The organism is Intrasporangium sp. Soil_C_50 (assembly GCF_057656595.1).
This window is the reverse complement of record NZ_JBDGKB010000002.1, coordinates 54,297-77,955: the sequence shown is the minus strand read 5'-3', so window position 1 is coordinate 77,955 and position 23,659 is coordinate 54,297. Positions and strand designations below refer to the sequence as shown.

The window sequence follows — 23,659 nt, the reverse complement described above, 5'->3', positions numbered from 1 at the left end:
GCGTCGCGTCCGTGCACTTCGTCATCATGGGCTGCGGCCGTGTCGGGTCGACCCTGGCCCGGACGCTCGGTCGGGGCGGCCACGACGTCGCGATCATCGACGTCGACGCCTCTGCCTTCCGCCGTCTCGGCACGTCCTTCGAGGGACAGACCGTGACCGGCGTGGGCTTCGACCGCGACACGCTCATCGCCGGCGGCATCCGCGACGCGTACGCGTTCGCGGCGGTCAGCAGCGGCGACAACTCGAACATCCTCGCGGCGCGCGTCGCCCGCGAGACCTTCGGCGTCGAGCACGTCGCAGCCCGCATCTACGACCCTCAGCGCGCCGCCGTCTACCAGCGGCTCGGCATCCCGACCGTCGCGACGGTGCGCTGGACGGCCGACCAGATGATCCAGCGGCTGCTCCCCCAGGGTGCCGTGCCCGAGCTGACCGACCCGAGCGGCAAGATCGTCATCGCCGAGGTGCCCCTCGCCGAGAGCTGGATCGGGCGCCGCCTCGTCGACGTCGAGGAGCAGACCGGGGCGCGCGTCGCCTACGTGACGCGGCTCGGCGAGGGCACGCTCCCGCGTCCCGACATGGTCGTCCAGCAGGGCGACCTCGTGCACCTCACCGTCCCCCGCGACGACCTCACCCGTGTCGAGCGCGTCTGCGACCAGGCCCCGGCAGCAAGCTGAGCGGCACAGGAGAACCCATGCGCGTCGTCATCGCCGGAGCCGGAAGCGTCGGCCGGTCCATCGCCCGCGAGCTGCTCGGCAACGGCCACCAGGTGCTGCTCATCGACAAGGACGCCGACGACGTCCAGGCGTCACGCGTGCCCGAGGCCTCGTGGCTGCTCGCCGACGCCTGCGAGCTTGCGGCCCTCGAGGAGGCCCGGCTCGAGGAGTCGGACGTCGTCGTCGCCGCGACCGGTGACGACAAGGCCAACCTCGTGCTGTCGCTGCTGGCCAAGACCGAGTTCGGCGTGCCGCGTACCGTCGCCCGCGTCAACAACCCCAAGAACGAGTGGATGTTCGACGAGTCCTGGGGCGTCGACGTCGCCGTGTCGACGCCGCGCCTCATGACCGCCCTCATCGAGGAGGCCGTGAGCATCGGCGACCTCGTGCGGATCTTCGAGTTCCAGCAGGGCCGCGCGTCGATGGTCGAGATCACCCTGCCCGAGGCGAGCCCCTTCGCCGGGCGGCGCGTCGGCGATGTCGACTGGCCGAGCGAGACCGTCCTCGTGGCGATCATCCGCGAGGAGCGCCCGCTCGCCCCGACGCCCGACGACGCGATGGAGGTCGGCGACGAGCTGCTCTTCATCACGACGACCGAGCAGGAGGTCGAGCTCCAGAAGCTCGTGGCTCCCGGGGCCCGCATCCGCACCGGCGACGACGACGAGCTCTGAGCCGCGGGCGAACCGACAGCTCTGGGCCGCAGACGAACCCGGCCCCCGGGCCATCAGCCCGAACGCGTCAGGCGAGGCGGTTCGGGTCGATCGGGGTGCGCCCGCGCAGCAGGATCGCACCCATGGCGGTGATGGCGAGCAGGTAGGCGGGCCACCCGAGCACGACCTTGGCGACGCCGAGGGCGGCCACCTGCTCTGCGAGGTAGAGCGGCACCATGATCGACAGGCGCACGACGTTGAGGGCGATGAGGACCCACGCGAGGCGCATCGCGACGGTGACGATCCCCCGGTGCCGCCGCCACCACGTCGGGTTCTCGGCGAACGCCTCGGGCTCGGCGACCCCGACGACGAAGCCGAACAGCGGCCAGCGGGTCAGGTTCGTCACGAGGAGCAGCACGAGCAGCCCGGCGTTCTGGAGCATCCCCGGCAGGAAGGCGTCCTCGGCCTTGCCCGACCGGAGCGCGAAGAAGGCCGAGATGGCGACGCCGACCGCGGCGTAGGCGATGAAGCGCGGGTCCTGGCGCTGGACGAGGCGGACCACGAGCAGCAGGCCGACGCAGGCGCCCGCGACGACGAGCGCCGTGCGGAGATCCTGGGTGCGGGCCCACACGAGCGCGAAGGCGAGCGTGGGCACGGCCGACTCGACGGCCCCGCGCCAGCCGCCGATCGCCTCGGACAGCTTGTCGCGGAGCAGCTCCTCGACCGTCTCGTAGCGCTTGAGGTCCGCCTCGCCGCGCTGCACGCCGTCCGTCGGCCTCTCGGCGGAGGTCGCGCGCGACGTCTCAACGGTCGTCTCGATGGGCGGCTCGGCGGCCGGCGTCACGGAGCCGTCGGTGTCGCGGTCAGGCATGGGAGGACCCCGGCTTCCCGATGATCTCGTAGGCGGGGTTGAACATCGTCGTCACGGAGCGCTGCCGGGTGACGCGACCGGTCGCCTCGATCTTGATGCCGGGCACGATGCCGGCGATGCGCCGCCGGCCCAGCCACACCAGGTGCAGGGACGCGGTGCCGTCCCACAGCTCGGCGTCGAGGGCCGGCGTCTCGTCGCGGGGGCGTAGCGTCACCGAGCGGATCTCGCCGCGGACGGTGGCCCTGCTGCGCAGCCGGGCATCGACGATGTGGATGACGCCCACGTCGGTCGACTCCTGGCGCAGCTCGGCCGCCTCGAGCTCGTGCGACGGCCGCACGAGGTCGGCGAGGCGGCGCAGCGTGCCCGCGCGGGTGGACACCTCAGCGGACCTCGGTGATCTCGGGGCCGCGCTCGAACGGGCGCAGGTCCTCGACGTTCGGGGCGCCCTCGGGCTGGTCCTCACCGTCGTCCGCGCCGGCCTGCTGGGCCTCGGGCAGGCGCAGCGGCAGCAGCTCGCGGGGCGGCATGGCCTCGTCGCCGCGGTCGACCACGGCCGTGCGGATGACCTCGTGGACGGCCTCGGCCGCCGCCGGCTCGATCGCGGCGCGGCCGGACACCACGGCGCGGAGGAACCAGCGCGGGCCGTCGACGCCGACGAAGCGGGCCGGCATGAACACGGTGCGCCCGTCGGGGCCGTTCTGGGGCATCCGCGTCAGCAGCTCCTCACCGAAGTCACCGGTCTGCACCTCGGCGGTGCCACCGGCGTCGGTGATGCTCTTGGCGATCTCGTTGCGGATCTCGACCCAGACGCCCTCGGTGCGCGGGGCCGCGAAGGCCTGCAGCTGTACTGCGGACTCACCGATGACGGCGGTGACGCCGACGATCTGCTGCTCCTGCTCGTTGACCTCGAGGCGCAGCTCCATGTCCTGCTGGCCGCGCAGCCAGATCGAGCCGAGGTTGAGGTAGTCGGTGTCGTCGTCGACCGACCCACGATCGAGCGGGCCCGTGGTGGCCGGCGCGCCTTCGGTGAGGTCGTCGGTCCCGTCGGGACCCCCGACGCCCTCGGCGCCCTCAGCGCCCTCGGCGTCGTCGACGAACGCCTCGTCGTCGTTGCTGCGCGACTTGCCGCGGCTGAAGAGTCCCACGTCATTCCGTCCTTATGAGTACTGCTGCGTCGAGCTTGGGGTGGAGCTGGGTCGTGCTGGGCCGAGCCGGCCGGGCGGTCCCGAGTGGGCGCCCGGCGAACCGTACCCGATCACCCGTGAGCCGTGGTGGCGTCCCGCGCGCTCGGCGGGGCGTCTGCCCCGTCGCCCCCGTGACCCGGTCCGGGGTCCCCCGGCCCGAAACCGCCGGTGGACCCATGTCCAGTGTCACCCCGGACCGTCTCGTCGAGCGAGTCAACCTCGAGGAACACCGGCCGTTCGACGCGCTGCACCACGAGCTGGGCGATGCGGTCGCCGCGGCGCACCGTGAAGGCCTCACGCGGGTCGAGGTTGACGAGGTTGACGAGGATCTCGCCGCGGTACCCCTCGTCGACGGTGCCCGGAGCATTGACGATCGAGATCCCGTGCCGGGCAGCGAGGCCCGATCGCGGGTGGACGAAACCGGCGTGGCCGGGCGGCAGCGCGATGGCCACGCCGGTGGGCACGAGGACCCGCTCCCCCGGCGCGATGGTGACGTCCGCGCGGGCCCGGAGGTCGGCTCCGGCGTCGCCCGGGTGCGCGTAGGCAGGCATCGGGAGCTCGGGGTCGAGCCGGAGCACCGCCAGCGCGGGCGCGGCGTCCGGGACAGCACAAGGGTCGGTCACGTGGACCGACCCTACTTGCTCCTGCGCTGCAGGCACCTGCGCGTGAACGTGACCGACCGAGCCGCTCAGGCGGCGCAGTCCGTGCAGATCATCATGCCGTTGCTCTCCTTGGCGAGCTGGCTGCGGTGGTGGACCAGGAAGCACTGGCCACAGGTGAACTCGTCGGCCTGCTTGGGCAGGACCCGGACCGACAGCTCCTCGCCGGACAGGTCGGCGCCGGGCAGCTCGAAGCCCTCCGCCTCCGCGGTCTCGTCCACGTCCACGCTCGACGAGGTCTTGTCGACCCGTCGCGACTTGAGCTCCTCGAGCGAGTCCTCGCTGAGGTCGTCGTCGGTCTTGCGTGGCGCGTCGTAATCGGTTGCCATCTGGAATCTCGCTTCTCTTCGTGCGCCTGCGTCTGTGTGGCGGAGAACGCTCGGTGGCTCACGCTTGTTCCCTGCGCGGTGGACCGGTTCTACCGCCCCGAAACATCTCTCTGCGTGCGCGGATTGTGCCTGAACATCACGGCGATGTCACGTCGGCCCTTTCACAGCCTGAGACGCTCGCCACACTCCCGACCCCTCGGGTCCGGTCCCGCATGCTCCGCCGGGCCTGTCCCTACCCTCTGCAGACCAATAGTTCACCGTTCCTTTGCCCTCGACCGACGTGGTCCGGTGCACGGTGGAGGTCCGTCGCCGCGGTAGGGTCTGCGGACCCGACCGACATCCTTCCACCGGCCCGGAGGTGCACCATGACCCAGTTCGTCGACGAGATCCGCCAGCGCGTGAGCGCGACGCTCGACGAGCTCGCCGAGGCACAGGCCGCCGGCGACGAGTACCGGGTGCGCGTGCACACCGGCGAGCTCGAGTCGTTCGCCCGGCTCGCCCACGACAACGACATCCACGTTCCGGAGCTCGTGCCGTTCGCGGCCGCCTGAGCCCTCGGCACCCCTCGACATCACGGGCACCCGGCCTCTGCCGGGTGCCCGTTCGTCGTGTCCGGCCACCGTGGACACCATCCGCCTGCCGCCCGATGCGGGTCAGCTCGTGAACAGCTCGCGGACCGGCTCGACGAGGGCCGGCCCGGCCGCGACGGTCAGCTCCTTTCCCGGAGCGCCCGGCGCGGCTGCTGCGCCCGGCCCGGCTGCTGCGCCCGCTGCGCCGACGACGACGCCACCGGCCTCCTCGACGACGAGCCAGCCGGCGGCGAGGTCCCAGGCGTTGAGGCCTGACTCGGCGTAGGCGTCGACGGACCCGTCGGCCACGCGGACGAGGTCGAGGGCCGCGCTGCCGATCCGGCGGATGTCGCGCACCTGGGGCAGGACGCGCGTCAGCACCTCGGCCTGGCGCGCTCGCTTCTCCGGCGCGTAGCCGAAGCCCGTGGCGAGCAGGGTGCGCCCCAGGCGGTCCTCGGTCGACACCGCGAGGCGGGTGCCCGGGTCGTCCGGCGTGGCGCCCTCGGGACGTGTCCAGGCCCCGCCGCCTCGTCGGGCGTGGTGCACCAGGCGGAGGCACGGGTCCGCGACGGCGCCCGCCACCGGCGCCCAGCGACCCTCGGCCGACGGGTCGCCGACGACGACGGCGACCGAGACGGCGTAGGCCGGCACCCGGTAGAGGTAGTTGACGGTCCCGTCGATCGGGTCGACGACCCACGTCAGGCCCGAGGTGCCGGCGACGTCGACGCCCTCCTCACCGAGGATCCCGTCGTCGGGGCGCGCCTGCTGGATGAGGCGGTGGAGCAGCTCCTCGGAACGTCGGTCCATGACGGTGACGACGTCGGTGTCGGTGGACTTCGTCGCGGCGACCCCGACGCCGTCGGGCCGCTCGTCGCGGATGAAGCGAGCCGCTTGGGTGGCGATGGCGACGACGGTGCGCTCGAGGTCGGCGAGGTCGAGGCCCTCGGGAAGGTCTGGCAGTCCGGTCATCGGGGCCCTCCTCAGTCGCGACCGCAGAGGGCCGGTCGGGCGGTGCGCAGGTTGGGGCAGCAGCCGGGAGCGCACACCGAGGGCATCCGCCCCTCGAACTGCGGCACGGCCTCGCCACGGGCCTCGGCGGCCCGTTCCAGCAGCGCGTCGGCGAGGTCGCGCACGAACGCCTCACCCGTACCGACGGTCGGTACCCGGACGAGCCGGACGCCGAGCCGGTCGCACGTCTGCTGCGCCTCGGTGTCGAGGTCGTAGACGACCTCCATGTGGTCGGACACGAAACCGACCGGCGCCAGGACGACGGTCGAGACCCCCTCGGCCACGAGCTCCTCGATGCGGTCGTTGACGTCGGGCTCGAGCCACGGCTGGGTGGGCGGTCCGGACCGCGAGCAGTACACCAGCTCACCGGTGAGCTCACGGCCGAGGACGCGTCCGGCCTCCTCGGCGAGGTGCGAGGCGAGCGCGAGGTGCTGGCGGCGGTAGAGGTTGCCCTCGCCGTCGCCCGGGCCCGACGTGTCGTCCATGGCGTCGGGGATGGAGTGGGTGACGAAGAGGAGCGCGAGCTCGCCGTCGGGGAGGCCGTCGAGGGCGCGCAGCGAGCGCACGAGCTCCTCGAGGTTGGCGGCGGCGAAGCCCGGCCGCGGGGCGTACTGGGCGACCTTGTCGATCTCGAGCTCGACCCCCTCTTCGCGCAGCTCCGCGTCGGCGTCGGCGAGGTTCTCGCGGTACTGGCGGCACGAGGAGTAGGAGGAGTAGGCGCTGGTCGTCAGGGTGAGGACGCGGCGGTGCCCCTCGGCGTGCGCCTTGCGGAGGGCGTCGGGGATGAACGGTTCACTGTTGCGGTTGCCCCAGACGACCGGGGTGTCGATCCCCCGGGCGTCGAGCTCGCGGCGCAGGGCCGCGATGAGCGCGCGGTTCTGGTCGTTGATGGGGCTGCGACCGCCGAAGAGGAAGTAGTGCTCACCGACGGCGGCGAGCCGCTCGTCGGGGATGCCGCGCCCGGCCGTGACCCGGCGCAGGAACGGCATGACCTCGTCGGGGCCCTCGGGGCCGCCGAAGCCGAGCAGGAGGACGGCGTCGTAGGGCTCGAGCGAGGCCGGGGCCGACGCGTCGGGCCGGGCGCTGCTGGGGGTCTGACCTGTCATGGGTGGCTGGGGCCTCTCGATCGGGTGTGGTGGTGCGGGTGCTGTGCGGCGCGCTCAGGGGCCGGATCTCAGCGGGACGGGAGCGTTGAGGTCGAGGCGCACCGCGACCATGCGCACGGCGAAGACCAGGCCGACCGCGGTCCACAGCAGCCAGTCCTGCAGCGAGCCCAGACGAGCTGCGACGACGATGACGACCGAACCGAGCATGGCCGGCAGGGCGTAGAGCTCGCGACGCAGCACCTCGGGCACCTGCCCGGCGAGCAGGTCGCGCACGACGCCTCCGCCGACCGCGGTGATGACGCCGACGAGGACGGCCGCGACGGGCGCGACGCCCGGGGTCGTGACGGCCTTGAGGCTTCCGGCGACGGCGAACACGGCGAGGCCGGCGGCGTCGAGGACCCGGACGAAGCGGGTCGTGCGCTCGACGGCCGGGTGGTAGAGGAAGGTGACGAGCCCACCGAGGGCGGCCGCCGTGAGCAGCCGCCAGTCGCTGATGCCGACCGGTGGGATGTCGCCGATGAGCAGGTCGCGCACGATGCCGCCACCGAGCGCGGCGGCACAGGCGAGCACGAGGACACCGAAGAGGTCGAAGCGCTTCTTGACGGCGACGAGACCGCCGGAGAGCGCGAAGACGAACACGCCGACGATGTCGAGGGCGAGCTGGGCGGAGGCGTACGAGGTGGGCATGCCAGAGCAAACGGTACCCGCGCGGCGTGGGCGCTTTCGTGCCCGCCCGGCCGGTGGCATGCTCGATCCACCACCAGCCCACCGACCCGCCCTCTCCACCCACCGAAGGACCCTTCCATGCAGCACCTCCGGCTCGTCGGCGTCCACGAGGACGGCACGCACCTGCTGCTGACCGACGACGACGGCAACGGGTTCGCCCTCCCGCTCGACGAGCCGCTGCGCGCGGCCGCGCGGCGCGACCGGCCGCGGCTCGGGCAGCTGCAGATCGAGATCTCCGGTGGCGCGCGTCCGCGCGACGTGCAGGCGATGATCCGCGCGGGGCTCTCGGCCGAGGAGGTCGCCGAACGCGCCGGCTGGCCCGTCGAGAAGGTGCACCGCTACGAAGGGCCGATCCTCGCCGAGCGCGAGCACGTCGCAGGCCTGGCCCGACAGGCCCGGCTGCGGGCCCGAGGTGCGTCGCACGGCGCCTCCCCCACGCTCGACGCCAGGGTCTCCGAGCGCCTGCGATCCCGGGAGATCGACCTCGGCTCGGTCCGCTGGGACTCCCGCCGCACCGAGGCCGGCACGTGGACGGCGCTGCTGCGCTTCCTCGCCGGGGGCCGCGAGCGGGAGGCCGCCTGGCACTACGACCCGCTCTCGCGGACCGTGACGGTGCTCGACGACGAGGCCCGCTGGCTCAGCGAGGACGAGGAGCAGCAGGCCCCCGGACCCATCCCCACCCCGCACCTGGCTGCGTCCACCCGACCGAGCCGCGTCTACGACGTCGAGGCCGAGGGTGGCGTCGGCGAGCCGCGGGACACCGGCGAGACGCGTCGGGCCACCGGCGTCTCGGCAAGCGCCCGGCGTCGCGAGGGCGAGACCGTCGACCTCATGGCGGCGATGCGCGAGCGCAGCGCCCAGCGTCGAGGCCGTCGCCGGCCGCGCGCCGCCGAGGTGCCAGGGCTCGAGGACGTCCCGGAGGAGGCCCTGCCCCTCGAGGAGCTCGCCAGGGACCCGCGCGAGCAGCTGCCGCCCGCCGCGCACACCCACCCCGAGGACGACCCGGACGTCGAGAAGCACGGCGACGCCGCGGACCGCATCGGTCCCGAGGCTGCGGCCCGCAAGGCCCGCCGCGCCGAGCGCACCCAGCCGGTGCGCCAGGCGGGCGCGACAGGTCGGCCCCGGTCGCCTGCCCTGGCCGAGCAGCCCGAGCAGTTCGAGCAGCCCGAGCACCCCGCGCCGGACGAGGCCGTCGAGCACGTCGGCCCCGCGGCGGCCCGCGTCGAGGCCGCGCACCCCACCGACCGTGACCGTCCGGACGTCGGTGACGACGCAGACGACCCAGAGGACGCAGTCGACACGGACGACACGAACGATGCGGACGACACCGTCGACGTGGAGCACGCCGAGGACACGCCCGCGGCGCCGGCCGTCGCCGCCGTCGGCCGGCGCGAGCAGCCGGCCGACGTACAGACCGCCGACGTGCATCACGCGCACGATGCGCCGGAGCAGGACGACGAGGAGTCCGGCGAGCTCATCGAGGAGCGCGCGACCGCGAGCGACCCACGCCCGACTCCCCCGGCGCGGCCGGCGGCCCGCAAGTCCGGGCGTCCGAGCGTCCCGAGCTGGGACGACATCATGTTCGGCCGCCGCGGCGAGTGACCTTTCGGAGGGTGGTCAGTCGGCCTGCGTGATCGGCAGGGGCGGCAGCGGGCACACGTCGAGGTCGAACGGCAGCAGCTCGGGCGACACCGCCGCGGCGCGCGCGGCGTGGGAGGTCATCCGCCGCATGTAGTGACGGCGGCACAGCACCTCGTACTCGACGACTCCGGCGCCCGGCTTGGTGTCGCCGACGACGACCTGCTCGCCCTCGACGACCATGACGCCGTCGAGGACGCGCGCGTTGGTCGTGGCGCGACGGCCGCACCAGCACAGCGCCTCGACCTGGAGCACCTGGACGCGGTCGGCCAGCTCGATGAGCCGCTTGCTGCCCGGGAACAGCTCGGTGCGGAAGTCGGCGGTGATGCCGAAGGCGAAGACGTCGATGTCCATCTCGTCGACGACCCTGGCCAGCTGCTCGACCTGCTCGCCGGTGTAGAACTGGGCCTCGTCGCAGATGAGGTAGTCGATGCGCTGCCCGGACGTGGCTCGCTCGACGACGGACTCCCAGAAGTCGAGGGTGTCCTCGACCTCGAGCGCGCCGGTCGACAGGCCGAGCCGCGAGGACAGGACGTTGGTGCCGGCGCGGTCCATCTTGGTGAAGATGAGTCCGACGCGTCCGCGGGCGCCGTGGTTGTGGTCCATCTGGAGGGCGAGCGTCGACTTGCCGCAGTCCATGGTCCCGGAGAAGAAGACGAGCTCAGCCACGGGGCACCACCCTAGGGGGCGACGCGGGGCGGCACCACGACCACGGGCACGGCGAGTTCCGCGTCGCTCGTCGACCCGTGCAGGCCGAGCAGGCGGACGACCTCGGGCCGCATCAGGCCGGAGTGCACGACGGCCAGGTCGTCTCCGGTGACGACGAGCAGGTCGCCGATGCGCGGGGCGACGCGGGCGCTGACGGCGCCGAACCAGCCCTCGTCGACCGCCTGCTCGCGAGTCAGCACGCGCGCCCGGCCGGCGAAGCGCTCGGTCCAGGTGGCGGCGACGTCGGCGAGGGCAGCCGGCTGCGTGTACAGCTGGAGGTTGCGGGGCTCGCCGCCGAGATGGCGCACCCCCGCCATGAGGGCAGGCTCGTCGACGAGGTCGACACGTGCCTGGAAGGGCACGTCGACCATGCCGTGGTCGGCGGTGACGACGACCACGGTGTCGGCCGGCACGCTTCCGGCGAGGCGGCGCAGCGCGGCGTCGACGGCCTCGACCTCGTCGCCCCACTGCCACGACTGGCAGCCGTGCACGTGCCCGACCTTGTCGACCTCGCCCCAGTAGAGGTAGACGAGCGAACGCGGTGCGGCACGCACCGCCGACAGGGCGGCGTCGACCCGGGCCTCGAGCGCGTGCGCGGCGCGGAAGACGCCGCCGCGCAGGGCAGCCGTGGTGAGGCCGGAGCCGTCGAAGTAGTGCGGGCCGACCATGGTGACGGCGAGCCCGGCGGAGGCGGCCTCCTCGAAGACGGTCCGGTTCGGCTGCCAGGCTCGCGGGTCGGGGCCGTTCTCCCACGACAGCTCGTTGAGGACGCGGTCGGTGTCCGGGTCGAGCACTTGCATGCCGACGAGGCCGTGACTGCCCGGTGGCAGCCCGGTGCCGAAGGAGCCCATCGAGGTGGCGGTGGTCGTCGGGAACCCGCAGGGCACCCGCTGCATGGACTCGAACCGCGAGCGCAGGAACGGGGCGTGGCCGCTGCGCTGGCGCAGCAGGTCGTGCCCGAGCCCGTCGACGAGGACGACGACGGCGCGGGCGGCGTCGGGCAGGCCGAGGACGTCGCGCCCGGCATAGGCGGGCACTCCGAGACTGGCGGCCATCGAAGGCAGGACGGAGGCGAGCGTCGGTCCGGACCAGTCGAGCGCGGGGGCGGTTGCGGGCGCGTCGGGGCTGCTCACCGTCAGAGAGCCGGGCCGCCGCCGATGCTCGCCGACAGGACGCGCGCGAACCGCATCGCCTTGCCGACGGCGGCCTCACCGTCGGCGGCCGAGCTGATCCGCAGCGAGATGTCGTCGGAGGCGATGGTGCCCTCGAAGCCGTGGTCGGCGGTGCAGTCGGGGTCGCCGCACTGGGCCGGGATCATGTCGAGGCGGCTCACCGCTCCCCAGCCGAGGGTCAGGGTGAGGTCGCGCCCGTGGCTGCCGGCGGTGAAGGTCTCGGGCTCGGACACGACGTGGGTCAGCATGACCCCCCGGACGGCGACGAGCGGCACGGTCTCGGTGGTGGCCGTGGCCATGAGCTTGTCGTCGGGCTCGGCGTGGTCGTCGGCGTGGGCGATGACGAGGCGCTGCGGCGTGACGACGAGGACCGTGACGTGCCGGCGGACCGTCTCGTGGTCGAAGGTCGTCTCCTGGTGCACGAGGTGGCTGACGACCTCGTCGTCGGCGACGGCGGACTCGACGACGTCGCACACGAGGTCCGGGTAGTAGCCCGCGCGGGTGATGTCCGCCGTGAGGTCGTCGGGGAGGGCCCGGTGGGCGTCCTGGGTCGTGCGTCGCATGACCCCATCCTTGCACCCGCCCGGCCCGGCACCGTCCCCGCCGACCTGTGGGTGTGGACGCCGGGGCGCTCGGGCGAGGCGTCGTCCACAGGGTCGGGGCCAGGCCCGCGCCCCGTCAGGTCATCCGGCGGCGGCCCGGATCCTTGCGCACGAGGGCGTGCCGCACGACGACCTCGGCACCGAGCACGTCGACGCCGCCGGTCCACGCGTTGACGGGGTTGAGCTCGACGGAGGCGAGCTCCGGGTGGTCGTCGGCGAGAACCGAGAGCCTCGCCACGAGGTCGGCCAGCGCCGCTCGGTGCACGGGGGCGGCACCACGGTGGCCGCTGAGCAGCGGGGCGGCCTTGACGCCGTCGATGAGGTCCGTGACGTCGACGTCCGTGAGCGGGGGGATGCGGTGGGCGACGTCGCCGAGCAGCTCGGTGGGCGGGCCGGCCACGGAGAAGGAGACGACCGGCCCGAAGAGCGGGTCCTCGCTGGCCCGCACGACGCACGAGACGCCGGGCACGGCCATCCGCTGCACGACGAACCGGTCGGCGCCGAGCGGGCCGAGGCGGCCGGTCAGCGACGCGTGCGCCTCGCGGACCGCCTCGGCGTCGACGAGGTCGCCGCGAACCCCGACGAGCCCCGGCTGGTGGCGCACGACGGGCGAGGTGGACTTGAGGATGACGGGGTAGGTCAGCAGGTCGGCGGCCGCCACGGCCGTGTCGGCGGTGGTGACCTCGACGGCCGGCCACAGCCGGATGCCGTAGGAACCGAGCAGGTCGCGAGACTCCTCACGGGTCAGGGCGCGCCCGTCGGGCGAGCCGGCGAGCACCTCGTCGATGATGCGCTCGGCCCGCAGGCGGTCGATGCCGATGGGGCTCACCTGGCTGCCGCGGTCGCGTGAGCGCCACTGGGCGTACCGCGTCACGGCGTTGAGGGCGCGGATACCGTCCTCGGGCATCGAGTACACCGGCACCGAGCGGTGCTGCCCGTCCTGCTCGTACGACAGCAGGTCGCCGACGCCGCGCATGCCGAGGAACGTTGCCACGCAGGGCTTCTCGTGGCTGGCCGCAATCGACCGCACCGCGGTGAGCACCTCCTCGTCCTGGGTCACGAGGGGCGGGATGAACGCGGCGACGACGCTGTCCACGTCGTCGTCGGCGAACGCGGCGTCGAGCGCGGCCGCGAACTCCTCGGCGGATGCCTGCGGCAGCAGCGACACCGGTCCGTGCGTGACGCGCAGGCCCCAGCTGAGGCACGCCGACGCGCTGAGCGCGCCGAGGGCGTCGGAGTTGCCGACGATGGCGACCCGCTCCCCCTTGGGCAGCGGCTGGTGCAGCGTCAGCTGTGCGACGTCGAAGAGCTGGTGCACGTTCTCGACGCGGATGACACCGGCCTGGCGCAGCAGGGCGTCGAAGGCCTGGGGCGGGGCGTGGGTGACACGGGTGCGGTGTCCCGGTGGGGCCGCGTAGCTCGAGACGCCGGAGGACACGACGACGACGGGCTTGACCTGGGCCAGCTGCCGGGCGATGCGCGAGAACTTGCGCGGGTTGCCCATCGACTCGAGGTAGAGCCCCACGGTGTCGGTGGACTGGTCGTCGATCCAGTACTGCATGAGGTCGTTGCCCGAGACGTCGACGCGGTTGCCGGCCGAGGCGAACACCGAGATGCCGAGGCCGCGCCGGGCCGCCGAGGCGAGCACCGCGACGCCGAGCGCGCCGCTCTGGGCGAAGAGGCCGAGCCGCCCCCGCTCCGGTATGACGGGGGCCAGCGTCGCGTTGAGACGCACGTCGGGGTCGTTGTTGACGAGCCCGAAGCTGTTCGGGCCGACGAGGCGCATGCCGGCGCGGCGGACGCGTCGACGCAGCTTGTCCTGCAGGCGCGCCCCCTCCTCCCCCGCGTCGGCGAAGCCCGACGACATGACGAGCAGGGCCCGGACGCCGGCCTTGCCGCACTCTTTGACGACGTCGACGGCCTGCTCGGCGGGGACGACGACGATGGCCAGGTCGACCTGCTCGGGCACGTCGGCGATGGTCGGGTAGGCCCGCAACCCCTGGATCGTGTCGGCAACGCGGTGGATCGGGTAGATCTCGCCGGCGAACCCGGCCGCGAGGATGTTGCGCAGCACGAGCGCCCCGATCGACTCCGCGCGCCGGCTCGCACCGATGATGGCCACTCGCTGCGGGAAGAGGATCGTGCTCATGCTGCGGGCCTCGGCGCGGTGCTCGCGCGCCAGCTGCACGGCCTTGCTCTGCTCGGTCGGCAGGATGTCGAAGGACACCTCGACCACGCCGTCCTCGACGTGGTGGGACACCTCGTAGCCGGCCTCGCGGAACACCTGGAGCATCTTGCGGTTCTGCGGCAGCACCTCCGCGGTGAACCGGGTGATCCCGAGCTCCTGGGCGATGGCCGCGAGGTGCTCGAGCATCACCGAGCCGATGCCCTTGCCCTGGTAGTGGTCGGAGATGTTGAAGGCGACCTCGGCGCTGCCGGCGTCGATGCGGTCGTAGCGGCCGATGCCGATGATCTCGTCGTCGAGGGTGGCCACGAGCGCGACCCGGTCGTGGTGGTCGACGTGGGTGAAGCGGTGCACGTCGCGGTCGCTCAGCTGGCGCAGGGGCGCGAAGAAGCGCAGGTAGATCGACTCGTCGGACTGGCGCGCGTGGAAGGTTCGGATGCCGTCGGCGTCTCCCGGCCCGATCGGGCGCACGTGCGCGACGGTGCCGTCGCGCAGCACGACGTCGGCCTCCCACTCGACGGGCCCGGCGGGCCAGTCGTCCGGGGCCGCCCCTGCGGTGGGCACGGCCCCGGGCGCGCCGGTGCCGGCCTGCTGGTCCGCTCCCGAAACCATGGGGCCATGGTGTCACGTCGCGCCGCGGGCGCACCTGCGGTGCGAGGCTGGCCACATGGAGTTCACCGAGGTCGTCCGCGCCCGTCACATGTCCCGCCGCTACGACCCGGACCGCCCGGTGCCGCGCGAGGTCGTGCAGCGCTGCCTCGACAACGCCGTGCGGGCACCGAGCGCCGGGTTCAGCCAGGGCTGGGACTTCCTCGTGCTGTCGACCGACGCCGAGCGCCGGGTGTTCTGGGACGCGTCGGCCGAGCAGGGCGCGTCGGGCGACGACCCGTGGCTCGGCGGCATCAAGGCCGCGCCGGTGCTCGTGCTGTGCCTGTCGGACAAGGACGCCTACCTCGACCGGTACGCCGCGCCGGACAAGGGCTGGACCGACCGCGACGAGGCCCGCTGGCCGGTGCCGTACTGGGACGTCGACACCGGCATGGCGGCCCTGCTCGTGCTGCTCACGGCCACCGACGAGGGTCTCGGCAGCCTCTTCTTCGGGGTCCCTGCCCCACGCCACCCCGCCGTCAAGGCGTCCCTCGGCATCCCCGACGAGCGTCGGATCGTCGGCGTGGTCTCGATCGGCTACTCGGTGCCCGGCCCCAAGAGTCCGAGCCTGCGCCGGCACCGCCGGACCGGCTCCGAGGTGGCCCACTGGGGCCGTTTCGGCGTGGCAGGTGAGCCGACCTGAGCGGCCTGCGCGAAGATGGGGCGTTCACCGACAGCGGCACGGCAAGGAGCAGCACCCGGCATGGCCCGACGCACCACCACCACGCCTCCCCCTGAGGACTTCGAGGAGAAGATCGTCGGGATCGACGTCGAGGAGGAGATGCAGAACGCCTTCCTCGAGTACTCCTACAGCGTCATCTACTCCCGTGCCCTCCCCGATGCCCGTGACGGGCTGAAGCCGGTCCAGCGGCGGATCCTCTACGGCGCCAACGAGCTGGGCCTGCGCCCCGACCGCGGCCACGTCAAGAGCCAACGCGTCGTCGGCGAGGTCATGGGCAAGTACCACCCGCACGGCGACCAGGCGATCTACGACGCCCTGGTGCGCATGGCCCAGCCGTTCACGCTGCGCCTGCCGCTCGTCGACGGGCACGGCAACTTCGGCTCGCTCGACGACGGCCCCGCCGCCGCCCGGTACACCGAGGCCCGGATGGCCGACGCCGCCCTGCTCATGGTCTCGGGCCTCGACGAGGACACCGTCGACTACGTCCCGAACTACGACGACACCCAGCTGCAGCCGGGCGTCCTGCCCGCCGCGTTCCCGAACCTGCTCGTCAACGGGGCCGCCGGCATCGCCGTCGGCATGGCCACGAACATGCCGCCGCACAACCTCGTCGAGGTCATCGGCGCCGCGCGCCACCTCATCGCCAACCCGACGTGCTCGCTCGACGAGCTGATGAAGTTCGTGCCCGGCCCCGACCTGCCGTGCGGCGGAAGGATCGTCGGCCTCGAGGGCATCCGCGACGCCTACCTCACCGGCCGCGGCAGCTTCCGCACGCGCGCCACGGCCCGCATCGAGTCGATCACCGCCCGCCGCAAGGGCATCGTCGTCACCGAGCTGCCCTACCTCGTGGGCCCCGAGAAGGTCATGGACAAGATCAAGGACCTCGTCCAGGCCAAGAAGCTCCAGGGCATCTCCGACCTCAAGGACCTCTCGGACCGCACGCAGGGCCTCAACCTCGTCATCGAGATCAAGAACGGGTTCAACCCCGACGCCGTCCTCGAGCAGCTCTACAAGCTGACGCCGATGGAGGAGAACTTCGGCATCAACAACGTCGCGCTCGACGACGGCCAGCCCCGCACCATGGGCCTCAAGGACCTCCTCAAGGTCTACGTCGACTTCCGCACCGACGTCGTGCGGCGGCGCACCTCCTACCGGATGAAGAAGGCCCAGGACCGCCTCCACCTCGTCGACGGCCTGCTCATCGCGATCCTCGACATCGACGAGGTCATCCAGCTGATCCGCGCCTCCGACGACGCCGGCACGGCCCGCGAGCGGCTCATGGGCGTCTTCGACCTGTCCGAGCTGCAGGCCAACTACATCCTCGAGCTGCAGCTGCGGCGCCTGACGAAGTTCTCGCGCATCGAGCTGGAGAAGGAGAAGGAGACCCTCGAGCAGACCATCGAGGAGCTGCGCGCCATCCTCGAGAACGACAAGCTGCTCATGAAGCTCGTCTCCACCGAGCTGGCCGACGTCGCCAAGTCGCACGGGACGCCGCGGCGCACCGTCCTGCTGGAGGGCTCGGGGCAGAGCGCGGCGGCCGCCGCCGCGTCGCCCCTCGAGATCGCCGACGACCCCTGCTGGGTGCTGCTGTCCTCCACCGGGCTGCTGGCCCGCACGGGGTCCGACGAGCCGGTCAGCGCCGAGGGGTCGCGCTCGAAGCACGACGTCGTCGTCGGCGCGGTGCGCACCACGGCGCGTGGGGAGTTCGGCCTCCTCACCTCGGCTGGGCGCATGGTCCGGCTGTCCGCGCTCGACCTGCCGACGCTGCCGCCGACCAACGGCGCGCCGAGCCTGTCCGGTGGCGCGCCGCTCGCGGCCTACGTCGACCTCGGCAAGGGCGAGGAGCCGCTGACCATCGTGCCGATCGGCCCGGAGGCGCCGGTCGTCGCGCTCGGCACCGCGAGCGGCGTCGTCAAGCGCGTCACGCCCGATGCGCCCAAGAGCAACGACTGGGACGTCATCAGCCTCAAGGACGGCGACTCCGTCGTCGGTGCTGCCGTCGCCGACCGCGACGACCTCGACCTCGTCTTCCTCACGACCGACGCACAGCTGCTCCGCTTCCCCGCGAAGTCGGTTCGCCCGCAAGGCCGCTCGGCCGGCGGCATGGCGGGCATCAAGCTGGGTGGCTTCGGCCGTGCCGTCTTCTTCGGCGTCGTCGACCCGACGCGCGACGGCATCGTGGTCACCTCCTCCGGCTCCTCCGGCGCACTGCCCGGCACCGAGGGAGGCTCGCTCAAGGTGACGCCCTACGCCGAGTACCCGGCCAAGGGCCGGGCCACCGGCGGCGTCCGCTGCCACCGCTTCCTCAAGGGAGAGGACACCCTCGTGCTCGCCTTCGCCGGCAACACCCCGGCCCGCGCGTCGGCAGCCAACGGCGTCGCCATCGAGCTGCCACCGGCCGACGGCCGGCGCGACGGTTCCGGCGTCCCGACGAACACCGTCATCGGCGCCATCGCCGGTCCGCCGTCAGCGGGCGCGTCGGCGGGCCCGGCGTCGTGACGCCCCGCCCCGCCGACGCGTCGGCCCCCGGACCGGAGCAGGAGCGCGGCGCCGCAGCGGTGCCCGACGACGCAGCCGAGGTGACCGAGTCGGTCGACGTGGCCGGCGAACCCGACGTCACCGGGGCTGAGCAGCCCGACGGCGAGGACGCGACCACGGAGTCCGAGGGCACCGACCCGACGCCCGACCCGCCGCGCGGGGCGCAGTCCGACGACGAGGCGACGCAGGAGTCCTCCGACGACTCCGAGGCGTCGGAAGAGACCGAGTCTTCAAAGGACGCCGGGGACGCCGAGGCGTCAGAAGAGACCGAGGCTTCAGCAGACGCCGAGGAGACCGAGGAGACCGAAGAGACCGAGGACGACACCGGAAGTGCGGACGCGGGCGGAGCCGCCACGCCTGTCGACCCCGTGCCCGCGGGCGAGGACGGGCACGACGCCCACCCGGCCACGACGGGCCACGGCGAGCCCGCGAGCGACGCGTGCTCGGTCCTCTTCGACCACGACGGCACGAGCGCCTACGGGACGGCCGCGCGTGCGCGGTTCTTCGTCGCCGTCGAGCAGCCGGGCCCGTGGGGCCGCGACGCCGCCCGCGAGTCGCACCTCGACCGCGAGCTCGGTGCCGAGCTCGACGCGCGCACCGCGCAGGCCGGCGGCCGGTTCATGCTGATCCGCAAGCCCGGTGGCCACCCGGCCAGCGACGCGCCGCGCACCGTCCTGCTGGCCCACGCGGGTGCCCGTCCGGGCGACGCGTGGCTGCTGCGGGCGACGGTCACGAGCATCGGCGACCTCTTCGGCCTCGACTGGGGCGCCCTGGCGCGCGGCAGCCGGGCCATGGTTCGCGCGTCACTGCCGGGCGCCGAGCCCGCGGAGCCGACGCTGCTCGTGTGCACGAACGGCCGCCGCGACGTGTGCTGCGCCGTGAGAGGCCGACCGCTGGCCGTGCACGCAGGTCGAGTGGCACCCGGGCGCGTCTGGGAGGTGTCGCACACCGGCGGACACCGGTTCGCCCCGACCGCCGTGCTGCTGCCCTGGGGCCAGACGTACGCCCGGCTCGACGACCCGGCCGCGGAGTGGGTGCTCGGCGCCAGCGCCACCGGCCACACGCCCGAGGAGCTGCTGGGGCCACAGCACGACCGCGGTCGCTCCTCGCTCGAGCCGGCCGCCCAGTGCGCTGAGTCGCACGTGCGGGCCCTCCTCGGCGAGACGCACCTGCCGGCGCTCTGGGCCGGCGATGCCGAGCCGCGGCCCGCTGCGGCCCGCCCCGACCAACCTGCGGACGCGACGCCTCCCGATGCGTGGCTCGTCCCGGTGACCCACGAGGACGGCCGCGTGTGGCGCGTCCGGGTCGAGCGGGCCGTATCGGGCCTGACCCGGCCGGAGTCGTGCGGCAAGAAGGCGGTGCCGGTGCACGAGTACCGCGTCACCGTCGTCGCCGGCCCGTCCCCGGCCGCGGCGGTCACCCAGTCCCAGCCGTAGGAGGGAGCCTCACCAGGGCTTGGAGTAGGTCTGGCCGCCGTCGCCGGGCTGGATCCGGTCGTCCTGGCCCTGCTGCTGGTTGCGCTCGATGGTGTTCTGGCGCTGCTGCTGCTGGAGGTAGTCCTGCTCCTCCTGGCTCGGCGTGTGGTTCGGGTCGGGCGTCGGGGTCGGCTGGGGCGTCGGGCCGGGCCGCGGCTGGTTGTCGTTGCCCTGTCCCTGGTCGGGCGGCGCGTCGGCGTTCTTCTGCTGCATCCGCTGCTGCGCCTGCTGGAGCTGGTCGCCGGTCTGGCCGCCCTCGGGGGCGTCGCACAGCGGCGGCCGCTCCTTGGTGATGCGGATCCCCTTGTCGTAGAACTGCTTCCACTCGTCGGTACGCTCACGCGCCTTGGCGTCGTCACCGAGCGCCTCGTAGGTCAGTCCGAGGTTGACGCGCACCTTGCAGTCGTCGATCCCACCCTTGGGGACCAGCTCGAAGGCCTGCTCGAACCACGGGCGGGCCAGGGCGTAGTGGCCGGTGAGGATGTGTGCGTCGCCGACGGCGAACGGGGCCCGGAACTGCTCGACGACGTTGACCCATCCCTGGCGCTGCGCCCACGTCATCGTGCGCTCGGCGTCGCCGGCCGTGTACGCGTCGAGCGTGCGGTCGTGGACGACGTTGAGCGTCAGCAGCCGCGCCGCGACGAGCACCAGCAGCACGGCGACGGGCAAGGATGCCAGCACGAGGCGGCGCCGGCGGCGCCGCACCTGAGGCGGCCGGGGCAGCAGGTCGGACCGTTCCGCACGGCCGCGCGCGCCACCCGGCAGCCGCGAGCGCAGGGACGCCAGTCGTCCTCCGGAGCGGGGGGCGTCCCCGGGGGCGGGCACGGGTCGGTCGAGCAGCGAGGTCATGACCCCACCTCCTTGCGTCGGCGGGTCTGGGCGAGCGCGGCGGCGCCCGCACCGACCTCCCACGCCGCGATCCCCGCGAGGCCGACGAGCGCCACCCAGTAGAGCTCGCGCCGCGCCGCGACCTTCTGCTTCTCCAGCTGCTCGCTCGTGCCGAACTGGGCGAGGTCGACGTCGGCGAGCGCCTCGTCGACGCCGTCACCGGCCTGACGGTGCACGTACGGGACACCGAGCTGCTCGGCGATCTGCCGCAGCGTCGGCTCGGAGATGACCGAGCGCGCGTCCTCCCCGGTCGAGGGGTCCTTGATGTAGGAGGCGCTCGAGTCGAACCGCGAACGCGTCGACTTCATCCGGCCGCCCTCGCTGGTGCCGTAGCCGAGCACGGCGCCGCCGTTGACCAGCGCGTGGTCGATGGCGAAGGGAGTCGGGGGGTCGGGGGCCGTCTGCTCGCCGTCACCCAGGTAGTAGACGATCCGGCCGCGCTCCGGGGTGCGCTGCCGCGCTTGCTCGAGCAGCGTCCTGAGCCGGTCGTTCGCCTCGGTGACCGAGGACCCGTGCGAGTACTCCGACGGCTCGGGCATGAGCGTCTGGAGCGCGGCGTCGAGCGCGTTGGTGTCGGTGGTCAGCGGCAGCCGCACGCGGGTGGCCTGGTCGAAGGTCACGACGCTGTAGCGGGCCCCGGGCAGGCGCTCGGCGATGGCGGCGATGTCGGCCGCGACTCCGGCGATGCGGGGCTGACCGTCGCCGTAGTCCTCGGCGATGATGCTGCTCGTCGTGTCGACCACGAAGTAGACGTTGAGGTTGGCCGCCGTGGTGTCCGCCTGGTCCCCCGGCAGCCCGGGGCGCAGCGCCGCGAGGCCGAGCAGGACGACCCCGGCGGTGAGGCGCCAGTGGGTGCCTCGCGACTCCCCCGGCGTCGCCCGCGACGACGGGTTCCACCACACGGCGGCCAGGCCCGCCACGACGAGGACGAGCAGGACCGGCCAGGGAAGGACGGGCAGGAGGCTCACGTCGACCACCTCCGGCTCGCTCCCACGACCCCGACGAGGCCCACCCCGGCGAGGAGGATCGGCACGGTCGGGTTGTCGGAGTAGAGCGCCCGGGCCGCGGAGTCGATGATCGTGGCCTCCTGGGTCTGGACCGCGTCGACGATGCCCTTGATGGCTGACGGGTCGCTCATCGGGTAGTACTGCCCGCCCGTGCCCGTGACGACCTGGCGCATCTCGGCGGCCTCGTCGTCGGGCCCGTCCTCCTCAGGGTTGAGGCCGTAGACGCGGACGCCCTTGGCCTTGGCCAGCTCTCCGGCCTCGGGGAGGTCGATGATCGGGCGCCCCGCCACGTGGTTGTCGGTGGCGAAGACGACCGAGCGGGCGCGCTGGAGGTCGACGCGGTCGAAGCTCGACACGCAGGTCGCGAGCCCGTCGCCGATGAGAGAGGTGCCGCGTCCGTTGAACGTCCCGGCGAAGAACGACTCCTGGTCGGGGTCGCCGCCGAGCGCGTCGGCCGCCGTGTCGAGCTCGTCGTTGATGAAGTCGTAGTCGTCGGTGAGCGGGAAGACCGTGGCCGCCGAGGAGTTGAAGATGACGAGGCCGATGCGCTCGCCCTCGAAGCTGCTGACGAGCGACTTGAAGGTGGCCACGAGCTCGGCGTCGTAGGCGGCCATCGACCCGGAGATGTCGAGGCACAGCATGATGTCGCGCGACCGGGTCTGCGGCTTGTCGATGGTGGTGTCGAGGGGCCGTGCCGCCCCGAGCAGTGCCGCGCAGGCCAGCAGGGCCGCACTGCCGGTGAGCACGCCCATCCGGACCCGGTGGACGCGCAGGGCGTGGCGGAACTCCGGCAGCTCGGTCAGCGCCCGGGAGTTGGCCACGGCCGCCCCGGCCCGCGCGGAGCGACGCACCCGCAGCCGGTACACGCCCACGGCGGCGGCGACGACGACGAGCAGGCCGACGGTGAGCACCGCCGGCCACCTGAGGTCGAGGGAGGTCAGGCCCATCGCGCCACCACCTGCTTGGCCACCTCGCCGGCCCCCGCCACGGTCTGCGCCTCGTGCGGGGCGAACTCGCCCGGATAGAGGCGCCCGACGACGTGCGAGACCGGGGTGAACCGCTCCCCCGACGCGGTGAGCTCGGTCAGGGTCATCGTCGGCGCGTGGACGCCGGAGACCTCCTGGACGAAGTGCCGCACGAGAACGCTCAGCTGCTGGTGCGCCCGCCGCTGGGTGATCTCACCGGCCGCGGCCCGGCCGAGGACGACGTCGATCTGGTGGGTGTAGTCGGCGCGCAGCCGGGTCAGCCGGTCGGGCGTGATCCGCGGCGGCACGACGACCCGGCGCCGCCGCGTCGACCACAGCACCCACACGTACCAGAGCGCGACGAGCACGAGCGCACCGATGCCGAGCCACAGCCACCGCGACGCGTACGGGTCCGGGGCGTAGAAGCCGGGCGGCGGCGCGTCAGCGGCGTGCACGACGCTGCCTCTCCAGCAGGGCGAACACCGTCGGCACGACCTCGTCGCTCGAGCCGAGCCGGGCGTGGTTGATGCCGCGGCGGTCGAGCAGGGTGGCCGTACGCTGCACCCGATCCTGCACCGTGCGCGCGTAGGCCGCTCGCACCTTCCGGTCGAGGCGCACGAGCGTCGGCAGCGTGTAGGTGTCGGCGACGTCGTAGGTGGTGCGGTCGCCCTCGACGGCGGTCGGGTCGGCGTCCTCGACGGTGAGCCACAGGATCTCGTGCTGCACGTGGAGCCGCCGCAGGAGGTCGTCGAGGGCGGGGTCGAGGTCGCGGTCGTCGGCGACGACGAGCAGCACGAGCCGGCGACGCACGTTGCGCACGACCCACCGCAGCTGGGTCGCGAGGTTGCTCTGGTCCGCGTCGAGCCGGGTCGCGGCGTCGACAGCGCGCAGCAGCAGCTCGAGGTGGGCCTCCGTACCCCGCAGCTCGTGGGACACCGTCGTGGTGGCGGTGCCGCGCACGAGGCCCACGAGGTCCCCGTGGCGCTCGGCGAGGTAGCCGACGAGCCCGGCGGCGGCGATCGCGACGTCCTTCTTCGGCTCGCCGCTGCGGGTCGTCGCGGCCATGCCGCGGCCGGTGTCGACGACGAGCATGAGGTTCTGCTTGCGCGTCGCCACGTAGCGCTTGACGAGGGGCGCCTGGTGGCGCGCCGTCGCCTTCCAGTCGATGTCGCGCACCTCGTCGCCGGGCACGTACGCCCGCAGGTCGTCGTAGTCGAGGCTGCGCGCGTGGAAGACCGACGCGTACTCGCCCTCGAGGAGGCTGCGCGACCTCCGGCGGGCGTGGACGAAGAGCTTGCTCTTCACCCGGGTCAGCAGCGTCGTCGGCATGGTGGCT

Annotated in this window: 24 protein-coding genes; 7 read left to right on the top strand and 17 right to left on the bottom strand. The window is 73.3% G+C overall.

Features of this window, described 5'->3' with window-relative positions:
* The first annotated feature begins 11 nt into the window (after positions 1-11).
* Both AC3A5R_RS07835 and AC3A5R_RS07830 read left to right on the top strand, forming a co-directional pair.
* On the top strand, positions 12-674 hold the full coding sequence (locus AC3A5R_RS07835; protein ID WP_487620196.1) for a potassium channel family protein: 663 nt from the start codon (positions 12-14) through the stop codon (positions 672-674).
* Positions 675-691: 17 nt separating this feature from the next.
* Positions 692-1,384 (top strand): potassium channel family protein, encoded by a 693-nt coding sequence (locus AC3A5R_RS07830; RefSeq protein WP_323098612.1) that lies wholly within the window; start codon positions 692-694, stop codon positions 1,382-1,384.
* A 67-nt stretch (positions 1,385-1,451) separates the two neighbouring features.
* On the opposite strand, the gene AC3A5R_RS07825 is transcribed toward AC3A5R_RS07830, so the two are convergent.
* From AC3A5R_RS07825 to AC3A5R_RS07805, 5 genes are all read right to left on the bottom strand, one after another.
* Positions 1,452-2,234, bottom strand: a complete 783-nt coding sequence (locus AC3A5R_RS07825) for a DUF3159 domain-containing protein (RefSeq protein ID WP_487620195.1) — start codon at positions 2,232-2,234, stop codon at positions 1,452-1,454.
* Positions 2,227-2,613 (bottom strand): OB-fold nucleic acid binding domain-containing protein, encoded by a 387-nt coding sequence (locus AC3A5R_RS07820; protein WP_487620194.1) that lies wholly within the window; start codon positions 2,611-2,613, stop codon positions 2,227-2,229. The genes AC3A5R_RS07825 and AC3A5R_RS07820 overlap by 8 nt, the downstream gene beginning before the upstream one ends.
* A 1-nt stretch (position 2,614) precedes the next feature.
* Entirely contained in the window at positions 2,615-3,379 is a 765-nt protein-coding gene (locus AC3A5R_RS07815) for a DUF3710 domain-containing protein (protein WP_487620193.1), read from the bottom strand.
* A 110-nt stretch (positions 3,380-3,489) separates the two neighbouring features.
* Positions 3,490-4,041, bottom strand: coding sequence for a dUTP diphosphatase (dut, locus tag AC3A5R_RS07810; protein ID WP_487620192.1), 552 nt, complete (start codon positions 4,039-4,041; stop codon positions 3,490-3,492).
* A 65-nt stretch (positions 4,042-4,106) separates the two neighbouring features.
* Positions 4,107-4,406: a DUF4193 domain-containing protein gene (locus tag AC3A5R_RS07805; RefSeq protein ID WP_323098619.1), complete on the bottom strand. Its 300-nt coding sequence runs from the start codon at positions 4,404-4,406 to the stop codon at positions 4,107-4,109.
* Positions 4,407-4,771: 365 nt separating this feature from the next.
* Here AC3A5R_RS07805 and AC3A5R_RS07800 point away from each other — a divergent pair, with 365 nt between their 5' ends.
* Positions 4,772-4,957, top strand: coding sequence for a hypothetical protein (locus AC3A5R_RS07800; RefSeq protein ID WP_323098620.1), 186 nt, complete (start codon positions 4,772-4,774; stop codon positions 4,955-4,957).
* A 102-nt stretch (positions 4,958-5,059) separates the two neighbouring features.
* On the opposite strand, the gene AC3A5R_RS07795 is transcribed toward AC3A5R_RS07800, so the two are convergent.
* The 3 genes from AC3A5R_RS07795 to AC3A5R_RS07785 are packed head-to-tail and all read right to left on the bottom strand — an operon-like array spanning position 5,060 to position 7,776.
* Positions 5,060-5,944, bottom strand: a complete 885-nt coding sequence (locus AC3A5R_RS07795; RefSeq protein ID WP_487620191.1) for an inositol monophosphatase family protein — start codon at positions 5,942-5,944, stop codon at positions 5,060-5,062.
* An 11-nt stretch (positions 5,945-5,955) separates the two neighbouring features.
* Positions 5,956-7,089, bottom strand: a complete 1,134-nt coding sequence (locus AC3A5R_RS07790; protein ID WP_487620190.1) for a ferrochelatase — start codon at positions 7,087-7,089, stop codon at positions 5,956-5,958.
* A 54-nt stretch (positions 7,090-7,143) separates the two neighbouring features.
* Positions 7,144-7,776 carry a trimeric intracellular cation channel family protein gene (locus AC3A5R_RS07785; protein ID WP_487620189.1) on the bottom strand — a complete coding sequence of 211 codons (633 nt, stop codon included), beginning with the start codon at positions 7,774-7,776 and terminating at the stop codon, positions 7,144-7,146.
* A 117-nt stretch (positions 7,777-7,893) separates the two neighbouring features.
* Here AC3A5R_RS07785 and sepH point away from each other — a divergent pair, with 117 nt between their 5' ends.
* Positions 7,894-9,417 carry a septation protein SepH gene (gene sepH, locus AC3A5R_RS07780; RefSeq protein WP_487620188.1) on the top strand — a complete coding sequence of 508 codons (1,524 nt, stop codon included), beginning with the start codon at positions 7,894-7,896 and terminating at the stop codon, positions 9,415-9,417.
* A gap of 15 nt (positions 9,418-9,432) precedes the next feature.
* Here sepH and AC3A5R_RS07775 read toward each other — a convergent pair whose 3' ends face one another.
* From AC3A5R_RS07775 to AC3A5R_RS07760, 4 genes are all read right to left on the bottom strand, one after another.
* On the bottom strand, positions 9,433-10,122 hold the full coding sequence (locus AC3A5R_RS07775) for a thymidine kinase (protein ID WP_487620187.1): 690 nt from the start codon (positions 10,120-10,122) through the stop codon (positions 9,433-9,435).
* A gap of 11 nt (positions 10,123-10,133) precedes the next feature.
* Positions 10,134-11,300 carry an alkaline phosphatase family protein gene (locus AC3A5R_RS07770; RefSeq protein WP_487620536.1) on the bottom strand — a complete coding sequence of 389 codons (1,167 nt, stop codon included), beginning with the start codon at positions 11,298-11,300 and terminating at the stop codon, positions 10,134-10,136.
* Positions 11,297-11,896, bottom strand: a complete 600-nt coding sequence (locus AC3A5R_RS07765; protein ID WP_487620186.1) for a DUF5998 family protein — start codon at positions 11,894-11,896, stop codon at positions 11,297-11,299. Before AC3A5R_RS07765 ends, AC3A5R_RS07770 begins: the two co-directional genes overlap by 4 nt.
* A gap of 115 nt (positions 11,897-12,011) precedes the next feature.
* A complete protein-coding gene (locus AC3A5R_RS07760; protein WP_487620185.1) occupies positions 12,012-14,732 on the bottom strand; it encodes a bifunctional acetate--CoA ligase family protein/GNAT family N-acetyltransferase in 2,721 nt (906 codons plus the stop codon).
* 55 nt (positions 14,733-14,787) lie between these two features.
* Between AC3A5R_RS07760 and AC3A5R_RS07755 the strand changes: the two genes are divergently transcribed.
* From AC3A5R_RS07755 to AC3A5R_RS07745, 3 genes are read left to right on the top strand one after another with little or no spacing between them, the layout of a single operon-like run.
* Positions 14,788-15,411, top strand: a complete 624-nt coding sequence (locus AC3A5R_RS07755) for a nitroreductase family protein (RefSeq protein WP_487620184.1) — start codon at positions 14,788-14,790, stop codon at positions 15,409-15,411.
* 60 nt (positions 15,412-15,471) lie between these two features.
* Positions 15,472-17,949, top strand: coding sequence for a DNA gyrase/topoisomerase IV subunit A (locus AC3A5R_RS07750; protein ID WP_487620183.1), 2,478 nt, complete (start codon positions 15,472-15,474; stop codon positions 17,947-17,949).
* A complete protein-coding gene (locus AC3A5R_RS07745) occupies positions 17,946-19,424 on the top strand; it encodes a ferredoxin family protein (RefSeq protein WP_487620182.1) in 1,479 nt (492 codons plus the stop codon). Before AC3A5R_RS07750 ends, AC3A5R_RS07745 begins: the two co-directional genes overlap by 4 nt.
* 9 nt (positions 19,425-19,433) lie before the next feature.
* Here the strand turns inward: AC3A5R_RS07745 and AC3A5R_RS07740 are convergent, their stop codons facing one another.
* The 5 genes from AC3A5R_RS07740 to AC3A5R_RS07720 are packed head-to-tail and all read right to left on the bottom strand — an operon-like array spanning position 19,434 to position 23,652.
* Positions 19,434-20,312 (bottom strand): tetratricopeptide repeat protein, encoded by an 879-nt coding sequence (locus AC3A5R_RS07740; protein WP_487620181.1) that lies wholly within the window; start codon positions 20,310-20,312, stop codon positions 19,434-19,436.
* Positions 20,309-21,319: a VWA domain-containing protein gene (locus AC3A5R_RS07735; protein ID WP_487620180.1), complete on the bottom strand. Its 1,011-nt coding sequence runs from the start codon at positions 21,317-21,319 to the stop codon at positions 20,309-20,311. Before AC3A5R_RS07735 ends, AC3A5R_RS07740 begins: the two co-directional genes overlap by 4 nt.
* On the bottom strand, positions 21,316-22,305 hold the full coding sequence (locus AC3A5R_RS07730) for a vWA domain-containing protein (protein WP_487620179.1): 990 nt from the start codon (positions 22,303-22,305) through the stop codon (positions 21,316-21,318). Before AC3A5R_RS07730 ends, AC3A5R_RS07735 begins: the two co-directional genes overlap by 4 nt.
* Positions 22,296-22,778, bottom strand: a complete 483-nt coding sequence (locus tag AC3A5R_RS07725) for a hypothetical protein (protein WP_487620178.1) — start codon at positions 22,776-22,778, stop codon at positions 22,296-22,298. Before AC3A5R_RS07725 ends, AC3A5R_RS07730 begins: the two co-directional genes overlap by 10 nt.
* Positions 22,765-23,652 (bottom strand): DUF58 domain-containing protein, encoded by an 888-nt coding sequence (locus AC3A5R_RS07720; RefSeq protein WP_487620177.1) that lies wholly within the window; start codon positions 23,650-23,652, stop codon positions 22,765-22,767. The genes AC3A5R_RS07725 and AC3A5R_RS07720 overlap by 14 nt, the downstream gene beginning before the upstream one ends.
* Positions 23,653-23,659 lie beyond the last annotated feature (7 nt).

Excerpts from the sequence above, each read along its gene's own strand:
- AC3A5R_RS07830 (WP_323098612.1), top strand. The coding sequence starts at position 692 with ATGCGCGTCGTCATCGCCGGAGCCGGAAGCGTCGGCCGGTCCATCGCC.
- AC3A5R_RS07825 (WP_487620195.1), bottom strand. The coding sequence starts at position 2,234 with ATGCCTGACCGCGACACCGACGGCTCCGTGACGCCGGCCGCCGAGCCG.
- AC3A5R_RS07805 (WP_323098619.1), bottom strand. The coding sequence starts at position 4,406 with ATGGCAACCGATTACGACGCGCCACGCAAGACCGACGACGACCTCAGC.
- AC3A5R_RS07800 (WP_323098620.1), top strand. The coding sequence starts at position 4,772 with ATGACCCAGTTCGTCGACGAGATCCGCCAGCGCGTGAGCGCGACGCTC.
- AC3A5R_RS07795 (WP_487620191.1), bottom strand. The coding sequence starts at position 5,944 with ATGACCGGACTGCCAGACCTTCCCGAGGGCCTCGACCTCGCCGACCTC.
- AC3A5R_RS07790 (WP_487620190.1), bottom strand. The coding sequence starts at position 7,089 with ATGACAGGTCAGACCCCCAGCAGCGCCCGGCCCGACGCGTCGGCCCCG.
- AC3A5R_RS07785 (WP_487620189.1), bottom strand. The coding sequence starts at position 7,776 with ATGCCCACCTCGTACGCCTCCGCCCAGCTCGCCCTCGACATCGTCGGC.
- sepH (WP_487620188.1), top strand. The coding sequence starts at position 7,894 with ATGCAGCACCTCCGGCTCGTCGGCGTCCACGAGGACGGCACGCACCTG.
- AC3A5R_RS07765 (WP_487620186.1), bottom strand. The coding sequence starts at position 11,896 with ATGCGACGCACGACCCAGGACGCCCACCGGGCCCTCCCCGACGACCTC.
- AC3A5R_RS07760 (WP_487620185.1), bottom strand. The coding sequence starts at position 14,732 with ATGGTTTCGGGAGCGGACCAGCAGGCCGGCACCGGCGCGCCCGGGGCC.
- AC3A5R_RS07755 (WP_487620184.1), top strand. The coding sequence starts at position 14,788 with ATGGAGTTCACCGAGGTCGTCCGCGCCCGTCACATGTCCCGCCGCTAC.
- AC3A5R_RS07750 (WP_487620183.1), top strand. The coding sequence starts at position 15,472 with ATGGCCCGACGCACCACCACCACGCCTCCCCCTGAGGACTTCGAGGAG.
- AC3A5R_RS07740 (WP_487620181.1), bottom strand. The coding sequence starts at position 20,312 with ATGACCTCGCTGCTCGACCGACCCGTGCCCGCCCCCGGGGACGCCCCC.
- AC3A5R_RS07730 (WP_487620179.1), bottom strand. The coding sequence starts at position 22,305 with ATGGGCCTGACCTCCCTCGACCTCAGGTGGCCGGCGGTGCTCACCGTC.
- AC3A5R_RS07720 (WP_487620177.1), bottom strand. The coding sequence starts at position 23,652 with ATGCCGACGACGCTGCTGACCCGGGTGAAGAGCAAGCTCTTCGTCCAC.